Raw genomic sequence first — 9,667 nt, forward strand, 5'->3', positions numbered from 1 at the left:
GCCCTGTGGCGCTGTGTTAGCCAATGGCGAAGCGATGGAATCCAGAGCTTTTCATCTGTTTCTGCAAGTTTTTTGATTAAAAAGTAAAAAAAGCGCTAAAATTAGTTGACAAGATTGTGCTGCCACGTCCGCTGGAAAAGAAAAACAGCAAAAGAGGAATGATGGCCCGTCTTTTTAGCAAGGATTACCATGAGAAATCGGCTTCCTGGTATTTCAACCATGCCGTGATTGCCCTGGAACGGGGTGATTTGCGTTTTTGGAAATCCATCGATGAAAAGGGTTTTTACAACCTTCATTTTGTGGCGGTTCCGCGGCGCCGGGATTGGTTTCCCCCGCAGGTGGATATCGTTTATGATCCACAAAAACAAGAGGTTGTGAGCCATCATTGTCATGAATGCCGGGACGAGGAAAGCTGTAGGCACTATCTTTCCATCCTGCGCTATGCCTACCACTTTTTGAAGACGGATATTTTCGATCAACCCGCGGTGGAAACCTGTGATGGCGATATTTTGCGGGGTGGTGAATATTGGCGGGCTGTGCGTGACGCCGCTGTGATCGAGGTCGAGAGGCTCTATAGCCCGGAATCCGACAAGGTTCGGTTCTATCACGGCAGCTATGGAGAATTGGATATTCCGCTGCTTTTGCAGATCGAAGCCGGACAAAAACCGGATGGGATAACGCGGGATCAGATGGGGGAATACCACTTGCAACTGGAGGTATTTTCGGACGCGGAACTTGCTTTTTTCAAATATCTTAACGCGCGCAAAGCGGCGTATGGCAGCAGGGCAAAATTTTGGTCGCTCTACAAGGAAGACATCGCTCCCGCGCTGGGTTTGATGCAGGATTTGGATGCCAGGCTGCGGATTCGGGAAACGGGTGAGGCGCTGCTTTTCAATTCCCAGCCATATCCGCTGAGCCTGCGCGTGGAGCCTGCCGGAAAGAAAAACTATCGTGCGGTTCCGGTGATTTTGGATGAACTTTCCGCGGTTTATCCCGGTTTTCCCACCTGGCTTTTTTTCCGTAATGAAGCCAGGCCGGTGTTTCTGCCGCTGGGGAATTCGGCGCTGAAAAGCCTCTTTGAGCTGGACCTGATTTTGGGAGAAAAGGATTTAATCTATTGGCGCGTGGTGGTTCATAAAGAACTGCGCAAGCAGGAGATATATCTGGATTTTGACCCTGCCATCCAATTGCCGCAAATCGTTTCCGAAGAGCCACGCATCCGCCTGAAAGTGGACAAACTGGGTGAGGACATCGCATTGGAGGGACGGCTTTGCTTTCCGGCTCTGCAACTTATGGAGGAAGAAGAGTTTATGGAGATTCCGCTTTCCGTAATCAGCTTTAACGCCCCGCTGGTGCGCAGCGATTATCAGCACGGTGACGAGAGCGGAAACGCGTGGTTTTATCTGCCTCCGGAGCTGTTTCAGGAACTGCGGGATTTGCAGGAAAGGCTTCCCGGTGTTGATCCCAGCCGCTTTGAGCGCCATTCCCAATTGGTGGTGAGCGGCGAAAAAGAGCTGGCGCGGCTGCGCAAGGTGCTTTTCGAGCTGGAATCTGATAATATCGATGTGGAAATAGATGCTGAACTGCGCGGCGAATTTGTGCAAAAAGCCGCTCTGCAGGTGGAAATACAAGCCCGGCGCGGGGAAGAGATAGATTGGTTTGAATATGAGCTTTCCTACCGCTATCGGGATTTGAGCTTCAGCCACGAAGAGCTGCGACGCTTTTTCCGCTCTGAGGAAGAATTCCTGCACACCGAGGATGGGCGCATTCTATTTATCTCCAATCCAGATGTTTTCCGGGAAGCGGAACGCCTCTTGGAACGCAGCGAAAAACGCGCGGATGGGGTTTATGGCGCCAGACTGGTGAATTTGCCCTACTATCAGCGCTACATGATGGAAAATCCGGCTTTTCGCATGCTGGGCGATGAATTTCTAAACGGGCTTTCGCGGGACCTTGTGAATGGGCAACTTCAGAACCCCGAGCCACTGCCAGCCTATCTGCAAACCGTTTTGCGCGGCTATCAAAAATCCGGCATCAGCTGGATCAAAATGCTGCAACATTATGGGTTGGGCGGGGTTTTGGCAGATGAGATGGGGCTTGGTAAAACGATTCAGGCGCTGGCGGTTATCCAAGCCACGCCTGAGGATAGCCAAAATCTGGTGGTTTGCCCCAAAACTTTGCTCTATAACTGGGCGGCGGAAATTGATAAATTCCATGCGAACATTTCCTACCAGATTGTTGAAGGCAGCAAACCGGAGCGTTTGGAACAACTGCAAAATCCGAATGTGCGGCTCTTCATTATATCCTACACCGTGGTTTTGAACGATATCGCGGAACTGAGGGAAAAAGATTTTGAATGGGTGATTCTGGATGAGGCGCAGAACATCAAAAACGTAAGCGCCAAAAGAACTTACGCCATCAAAAAATTGCCTTCACGCCACAGGCTGGCGCTCACGGGCACACCCGTGGAAAATAATCTCACGGAGCTGTGGTCAATCTACGATTTTCTGATGCCGGGATATTTGGGCACCTTGAAACGCTTTAAAACCGACTTTTTGGAAGAGCCGGATTCCGGAGCGGCGAAGCTGAAGCGCGCGGTGGCGCCATTCCTGCTGCGTCGTGCCAAAAAGGAAGTGCTGTTGGAACTGCCGGATAAACAGGAACAGGTTTCCTGGTGCAAAATGCATCCGGTGCAGGAAAAGCTGTATTTGCAGATTATTGATATGGTGCAAAAAAAGCTGCTCAACGCCCCCGAAAGCGCGAATCTGAACTATGTGCACATTCTGGCGGCATTGATGAAGCTGCGCCAGATTTGCAACCATCCGCATTTGGCGAATCCGGACATTCTGCCCGATTTGGAAGCCTCGGCAAAGCTGGAACAGCTTGTGGAACTGGTGACGGACGCCTTGGCAAGCAACCACAAAATTCTGGTTTTTTCCCAGTTTGTGCAAATGCTCAAAATCATGCGCAGAGTCTTTGACGACCAGGGTTTGCGCTATGCCTACATGGATGGACGCACCAAAAACCGCATGGAGGAAATCCAGCGCTTTGAAAACGACCCGGAACTCAAACTCTTTCTCATCAGTCTGAAAACCGGTGGCATGGGCATAAATCTGACCTCAGCGGATACGGTTATTTTGTATGACCCCTGGTGGAATCCGATGGTGGAAAACCAAGCCATCGACCGCGCTCACCGCATCGGTCAAACCCGTAAGGTGCAGGTGTTTAGGCTCATCACCAAGGGCAGCGTTGAGGAAAAAATCATGAATCTCCAACAGCACAAACTCCAGCTTTTCGATGAGGTGGTATCCCAATCCCAGACGGTATTGGCTTCACTGAGCAGGGATGAAATAAATTCTCTTTTCAGCTATTGAGACATTTTTTGGGGCAGGCGCACATTTTCCCTTGACATTTTTTAGCCTTGGTCACCTTTGGTATTTTGAGAGAAAAGCCACGAAAAGGAGACAAGATGCTTACCATTGACTGGAAGGAGAGGCTGAAAAAGGATACAGCCGAATATCTGGATAAGAAGCTGCCAAACAACGACTTTGACTTTGAGATTATCTTCATTGCCTACCCCGAAAGGGTCGATGGACAAATCCCTCCGGCTGTGGTGAACCATGTTGCCCAAACCATTGTGCAGAAATTAGGCAAAAAGCATGATAAATATCTGCCCTTCTATAAATATCTTTGGGAAAAAAAGGGCGAGGCGGGGCAGACTGCCTTCATCGCCATCATGGCAAAGCTTTTACCCAAAAAGCCGGAGCTTTATATGCCCCTGGTGGAAAAAGCCGTGAACAGTGCCGCGGAATCGCAATTGAACACGCTTTTGGACAAAGTGATGCTGCCGCGTTTGCGCAAACAACCGGAAAAATATCTGCATTATGCCTACGAATGGGTCGCGTCCCCCAAGGAAATAATCCGCAAACAGGCTGTGAACCTTTTGGTGAAGCTGATGAGGCGAGAACCCGAGCTGCGGCAGGATGTTCTGCAGCATTTTGTGAACCAATGGCTTCAGCCCTTGGAAGAGCAGGCCGCCGACCACATTGTTCTGTTGAAAGCCGTGCACAAGATGGATCCGGAGCTGTATTTGGAGCTTTGGCAACAGCATGGTCAAACCCGTGACCCTCAAAGCGCAGAAATCCTCTGCGCGTCGATTTTGGACTATCATCCCCAGATTGAGGAAGCGGTTGAACCCTGGACAAAAAGCGGCAATGCCAGGCTGAAAAAAGCCGCCCTGGCAGCGCAAAGAATACTACAAAAAAAGAAGCCTAAATAAATGGACCTAAGCATTTTAATCACACCGGCGGGGATGGACGCCATCCAGCGCCGCATACAGGAATTGATGAACGAACGCCCCGAAGTGATCGAAGCTGTCGCCATCGCGCGCGAATTTGGGGATCTCAGTGAAAACGCTGAATACAAGGCGGCGCGTGAAAGACAGCGCCAGATTGATGGTGAAATCGACCATCTGCGTCGTCGCGCTGCCAGGCTCAAGGTGATTGATCCCACTGCCATCCCAAAGGATAAGGTGCGCTTCGGCAGCGTTTGCCACACCCGCGATCTTCACAGCGGTGAGGAAATTGTTTTTCAAGTGGTGGGCGTGGATGAACTTAACTATTTTAACCATCAGGAGATTCAACCGGTTTCGGTTCTTTCGCCCATCGGAAAAGCTCTTTTGGGCTGCCAGGCTGAGGAAGTTGCCCTCGTGCGTGCTCCCATCGGAAATCGGGAACTTCAAATCCTGAAGATATCTTAAAGTCATATAAAACGGAGAAATAAATGAAAGAAAAGAAGAATGCCAAGAAGACAGCTCTAAGCTATGAGCGCAAGAATTTTTGGAAGGAAGCCAGCCCGGCTGAGATTAAAAAAGCTCATGCTTTCGCGGGCCCTTACAAGGATTTTTTGAACGAATGTAAAACCGAACGCGAGACCGTTGTTTGGACAGAAGCCCTGCTGAAGGCAAACAAATTTCAGCTTCTGGGAAAAAGCAAAGGCGGAAAAAAGGTCTATAGCATTTTCCGCGGAAAGACCATGGCCATGGCTGTAATCGGCTCAAAGCCGGTCAGCGAAGGCGTGAACATGGTTGCTGCACATATTGATACTCCCAGGGTGGATTTGAAACAAAACCCGCTCTATGAAGATAAAAACAGCGACATGGCCTGCATGCGCACCCATTATTATGGTGGCATCAAAAAATATCAGTGGGTTTCCACGCCCCTCGCCTTGCACGGTGTTTTTGTGAAGGCTGATGGTTCGCTCATCAATCTGAATCTGGGCGAAGACCCTGAAGACCCTGTTTTTGTCATTCCGGATTTGCTGCCCCACCTGGCTCGAAAAGAACAATATACCAAAAATCTCGGGGACGCCATAGACGCTTCTCGCATGAATCTGGTTTTCAGCGGAATGCAGGAACCCAATAATGAGGAAAAGGACGCCATCAAAGCTTACGCGTTGGAACTGCTCCACAAAAAATATGGCATCACGGAAAAGGATTTCATTTCCGCAGAATTGCAGCTTGTGCCTGCCTACCCGGCTCGCGACGCGGGTTTGGATTCCTCGATGGTGGTGGGTTATGGTCAGGACGACCGCATCTGCGCCTACACCGGTTTCAAAGCTCTGCTGGATAATTTGGATGACAAGCTGGAGCGCACCATGGTGGTTTATTTTTCTGATAAGGAAGAAGTTGGCAGCCAGGGCAGCACCGGCGCGCATTCCGTTTTCATCCAGGATTTCATCGCCAGCCTGCTCAGCCACAACGGCGAAGACGGCGGCAGTGCCAACCTGCGACGCACCTTCATGAATTCCCGCATCTTTTCCGCAGACGTGACAGCCGCTGTGGATCCAAACTATCCGGGTGTTCACGAACGCCAGAACGCTGTGCTGTTCAGCCACGGTGTTGGGATTTCCAAATTTACCGGCAGCGGTGGCAAGTCTGGCACAAACGACGCGGACGCCGAATTCACCGCCCAGGTCATCCGCATTTTGGATGAAGCCAAGGTTTTTTGGCAGATGGGCGAACTTGGCAAAGTGGATGAAGGTGGCGGCGGCACCATCGCTTACATTTTGGCAAATTTGGGCGCCGAAGTGATTGATTGTGGAACCGGCCTCATGGGCATGCACTCGCTGTATGAAATGTCCAGCAAAGCCGATCTCTATTCCACCTACGCTGCATACAAAGCTTTTTTGAAGTCAAAATAAACATTATCATTTGTAAGGAGGATCCCATGAGGAAAATGATTTTGGTAACGCTGGCTATTATGCTGGTGCTCTCGGCTTGCGTCAGCAGCAAGACCTACAAGGCACAACAGGCCAGGGTCCAGATGATGGAGGCAAGGCAAAACGAACAGGACGCGAACCTGGAAATGGCGCGCAAAGACATCATCCAAAACAAGGAAAAGATCGATCAATTGATTATTGGCATGGGCGACGTCAATGAACAACTGCTGGTGTTGGACCCCATGCAGGATGAGATTATCAGCAGCGCCGTTGCGATCATCGATCTTCAGCAGGAAATGAGCGCTTCCGACACTTCCATCTCAGTCTTGCAAACCCAGGTGGCATCGCTGAACCGCCAGCTCGATGAGGCCATTGCCGCAAACACCAGGCTGGAGGAAACGGTCGCGGAGCTTAGCTTGGATACCTATGACACTTTCGATGCGTATTCGGATTATCTGAAACAACTGAAACAGTCGCAAGGCGATTTTGCCACCAAGGAAGAGATTGCGCTCTTGGCAGAGGAAAGTGCCCAGTTGGCCCAGACTTTGGATGAACTGACCTTCGAGGTGGAAACAATTGTCAATTATCTGGAAGAACAAGACGCGGTTTTGGCGAATCTGGACAAGATTTTGCTAGACCAAGAGGATTTCAATGAATCTGTCATCGAAGAATTCGAAGAGTTGCATGACCTGATGATGGATCAATTTGCAAGCGTGGACAAAAGCGCGAAAAGCTCCGAACAGGAAAAACAGGAGATTTATGAAGAAATCTCGCGCATCCGCGGGCAATTGGATGAATCCAGTGATGAAATTTCATCCTTGCGCATGGTTTTGGGACAGGAAGTTAGCGAACTTCGTGATTCTAAAGAAGATATGCGCATGGATATTGATGAAATCAGCGACCGTGTTTATACCGTGAACAGAGATCTCACCGAGCTTGCCACCGATCTGAAGGATGTGATTGCCAAAGAACGTGCTGCCGCTGAAAAACGGCGCCTGGAAGCCATGACCAAACATTACAAGGTTGCCTTGGGAGAATATAATAGACACAACTACGAAAGTTCCATCGTCTATTTTGAAGAGTTTTTGGAAGAATATCCAGATAGCTACCTCTGTCCAAACGCCATCTACTGGATGGGTGAAAACTATTACGCGGCAGGGAATTATCCCAAGGCCTTGCGCCAGTTCCAGGATGTTGTGTATTCCTATGCCGACCATCCCAAGGCTTGGGACGCCCAGCTTAAAATTGGCATAACCCACTATCAAATGCAGGATTACGATGCCAGCTATTCCGCCCTGATGCTCATCAAAAACTACTATCCAGATTATCCCAACATGAAAACGGTGGATAAGTACCTAAAAAAGATTTAACACGCTGATGCGTAAAACTTTGCTCTTGTTGCTGGCGCTTTTTTGCCTCCCTCTTGCCGCGGAGCCATTCAGCAGCGCGGAACCAGAGATTATCAGCGAGAGAATCGTTGAATTAATCGACGTTTCCCATCCGCTAATTTTAGATATTCAAGCCGGGGACCTCACTCCCCGGCTGGATTTTTTGATTCGTGGAATGTTGCTTTCCAAGGGAGCTGACCTGCGGGAAATGAGCCATATCGCCTTGTTGGAAAACCTGGAAATCCCCGCGGCATACCTGTTGCAAAATGTGAATTTGGTGCAGGTGGAGCTGGAACTGGGCGCCACCACTGTGGAGCATAAAAGCTTCCTTTCCTACCGCAGCGAACGTGTGCCCTTGTACAGCTTTCTGGTAAAGCAAATCAGCTTGCCGGACAACAAGTTGCTCAGCATCGATGAACTCAGTTTCACCGAGAAAAACGCCAAAAACAACGGGCTTGTCCTCTCAAACCTGAAGTGGTTCGAGCCCATTCTGGCCAGCACCGCTCTGGCAACGCTGATTTATCTGCTCTGGACTATTGAATAAGGAAAACTTCATGAAAAAATATCTGCTAATAATAATGGCAATCCTGATCTTGGGTGCCTGCGCGCGCACCAGCGTTGTCCTCAGCACCGAGGAAAAACTGGCCAAAGCCGATGAACTCTATGCCCGGGGAAAATATGCACGGGCTGCGGAGCTTTACGGAGACGTATATTTCGAGCGCCAATCTGCGTCCTCAGCGCGAGCTCTGATGCGCCAGGCGGATAGCTATTTTAAGATAAACAAGTTTCCCGAAGCCCGCCTCAGCTATCAGGAATTCACGGAATCCTTTCCCACCCATCCAGAAGTGAGCACAGCCGTATTTCGCTATGCGGTATGTCTTTATGAGGAATCCAAAAGTCCTCAATACGACCAGACCGAAACCTTGCAGGCCATCGACGCTTTCCGCCGTTTTTTGGATAAATATCCCAACAGTGAACGCTTTGACGATGCGCTGGGCTACATAAAAAAAGCTCAGTATAAGCTGATTGAAAAGAGGTTTTTGACGGGTTATACCTATTACAAGATGAAAGATTACAGCTCGGCGCTCATGTTTTTCAAAGAGGTTACAGACTTGGGAAACACCGACCGGCTGGATCGTGAATCCCTGTATTATTCTGCCAAACTGCTGAGAAAACAAAAGCTTATGGATGAAGCCAGAGAGCAATTTGACAAGCTCTCCGAAAAGTATCCCGGTTCCAAGGAAAGCAAAAAACTAAGCAAATATTTCAAATGATTCGCCATGCCTTGCTCGGAGGCAGTTTCGACCCAATCCATAACGGGCATCTTCACACCGCGCGCGAAATTCTGCGCCTCAAGGCTGCCGACACGGTTGTATTCTTACCCAATGCCACCCATAACTTCAAACGTGACAAGGTGTTACTGGATTACAGCCGCCGTCGTGAATTGATTGCCAAAGTGTTGGAACCGGGCATGGAAGTTTGGGACGACGACGCCGAAGGCAGCGGTTACACGGCAGACCTTATCCGCGGTTTGCAGCAGAAACATCCCGACCGCTCTTTTTTATGGGTGATTGGCTCGGATAATTTGGCAGAACTGCATCGCTGGCATGATTTTAACTGGCTGAAAAACAACGTGCGCTTTCTCATCATTCCTCGTCCTGGGCATCCAGCCAATCCCAAGGTTTTAAAAAAGATACGCCGCAAAACCCTCAAAACCGTTCCCAGCGATATTTCCTCCACCCAGATAAGACAAATAATCCGGGAAGGCGGCTCCATACGTGGTTTGGTGCCCACTGCCATCGAAAAAAGCGTTGTTGAGTTTTATCGTCCGCTCCTAAAACTGTAGAGGAAAATTCCCACAAAAAAACGCGGGGATCACCCGCGTTTTGCCATTAGAAGGGATTGGCGTTTATGATATTTAGATGTTTTGACTATCTGAGAAATAGGGTTTCAGTTCGATTTGCATTTGTTGGGATGGATATTTGGGGTTGAAGTGTATTTTCCCCACGCTGATTTGGCGCCATTCCTGATCGACTTTTCCCGGAACGCAGAGCTCAGGA

8 protein-coding genes are annotated in these 9,667 nt (G+C 49.5%); all 8 read left to right on the plus strand.

What is annotated here, in order from left to right; all coding sequences use genetic code 11:
• The first annotated feature begins 161 nt into the window (after nucleotides 1-161).
• The 8 genes from GX135_06365 (at nucleotide 162) to nadD (ending at nucleotide 9,453) form a co-directional block, all read left to right on the plus strand.
• Entirely contained in the window at nucleotides 162-3,374 is a 3,213-nt protein-coding gene (locus GX135_06365) for a DEAD/DEAH box helicase (GenBank protein NLN85710.1), read from the plus strand.
• Nucleotides 3,375-3,469: 95 nt separating this feature from the next.
• Nucleotides 3,470-4,279, plus strand: coding sequence for a hypothetical protein (locus GX135_06370; protein ID NLN85711.1), 810 nt, complete (start codon nucleotides 3,470-3,472; stop codon nucleotides 4,277-4,279).
• Nucleotides 4,280-4,759, plus strand: a complete 480-nt coding sequence (locus tag GX135_06375) for a transcription elongation factor GreA (protein NLN85712.1) — start codon at nucleotides 4,280-4,282, stop codon at nucleotides 4,757-4,759.
• Between the two features lie 23 nt (nucleotides 4,760-4,782).
• Nucleotides 4,783-6,201 (plus strand): aminopeptidase, encoded by a 1,419-nt coding sequence (locus GX135_06380; GenBank protein NLN85713.1) that lies wholly within the window; start codon nucleotides 4,783-4,785, stop codon nucleotides 6,199-6,201.
• A 26-nt stretch (nucleotides 6,202-6,227) separates the two neighbouring features.
• Nucleotides 6,228-7,589 carry a tetratricopeptide repeat protein gene (locus GX135_06385; protein NLN85714.1) on the plus strand — a complete coding sequence of 454 codons (1,362 nt, stop codon included), beginning with the start codon at nucleotides 6,228-6,230 and terminating at the stop codon, nucleotides 7,587-7,589.
• Nucleotides 7,590-7,596: 7 nt separating this feature from the next.
• Nucleotides 7,597-8,151 carry a hypothetical protein gene (locus GX135_06390; GenBank protein ID NLN85715.1) on the plus strand — a complete coding sequence of 185 codons (555 nt, stop codon included), beginning with the start codon at nucleotides 7,597-7,599 and terminating at the stop codon, nucleotides 8,149-8,151.
• A 10-nt stretch (nucleotides 8,152-8,161) separates the two neighbouring features.
• Nucleotides 8,162-8,881: an outer membrane protein assembly factor BamD gene (gene bamD / locus GX135_06395; protein NLN85716.1), complete on the plus strand. Its 720-nt coding sequence runs from the start codon at nucleotides 8,162-8,164 to the stop codon at nucleotides 8,879-8,881.
• A complete protein-coding gene (gene nadD / locus GX135_06400) occupies nucleotides 8,878-9,453 on the plus strand; it encodes a nicotinate (nicotinamide) nucleotide adenylyltransferase (GenBank protein ID NLN85717.1) in 576 nt (191 codons plus the stop codon). Before bamD ends, nadD begins: the two co-directional genes overlap by 4 nt.
• The last annotated feature ends 214 nt before the right edge of the window (nucleotides 9,454-9,667 follow it).

It is taken from the genome of Candidatus Cloacimonadota bacterium (assembly GCA_012522635.1).
In the GTDB taxonomy this organism is placed as follows: Bacteria; Cloacimonadota; Cloacimonadia; order Cloacimonadales; family Cloacimonadaceae; genus Syntrophosphaera.

Excerpts from the sequence above, each read along its gene's own strand:
- GX135_06365 (NLN85710.1), top strand. The coding sequence starts at position 162 with ATGGCCCGTCTTTTTAGCAAGGATTACCATGAGAAATCGGCTTCCTGG.
- GX135_06370 (NLN85711.1), top strand. The coding sequence starts at position 3,470 with ATGCTTACCATTGACTGGAAGGAGAGGCTGAAAAAGGATACAGCCGAA.
- GX135_06375 (NLN85712.1), top strand. The coding sequence starts at position 4,280 with ATGGACCTAAGCATTTTAATCACACCGGCGGGGATGGACGCCATCCAG.
- GX135_06380 (NLN85713.1), top strand. The coding sequence starts at position 4,783 with ATGAAAGAAAAGAAGAATGCCAAGAAGACAGCTCTAAGCTATGAGCGC.
- GX135_06385 (NLN85714.1), top strand. The coding sequence starts at position 6,228 with ATGAGGAAAATGATTTTGGTAACGCTGGCTATTATGCTGGTGCTCTCG.
- GX135_06390 (NLN85715.1), top strand. The coding sequence starts at position 7,597 with ATGCGTAAAACTTTGCTCTTGTTGCTGGCGCTTTTTTGCCTCCCTCTT.
- bamD (NLN85716.1), top strand. The coding sequence starts at position 8,162 with ATGAAAAAATATCTGCTAATAATAATGGCAATCCTGATCTTGGGTGCC.
- nadD (NLN85717.1), top strand. The coding sequence starts at position 8,878 with ATGATTCGCCATGCCTTGCTCGGAGGCAGTTTCGACCCAATCCATAAC.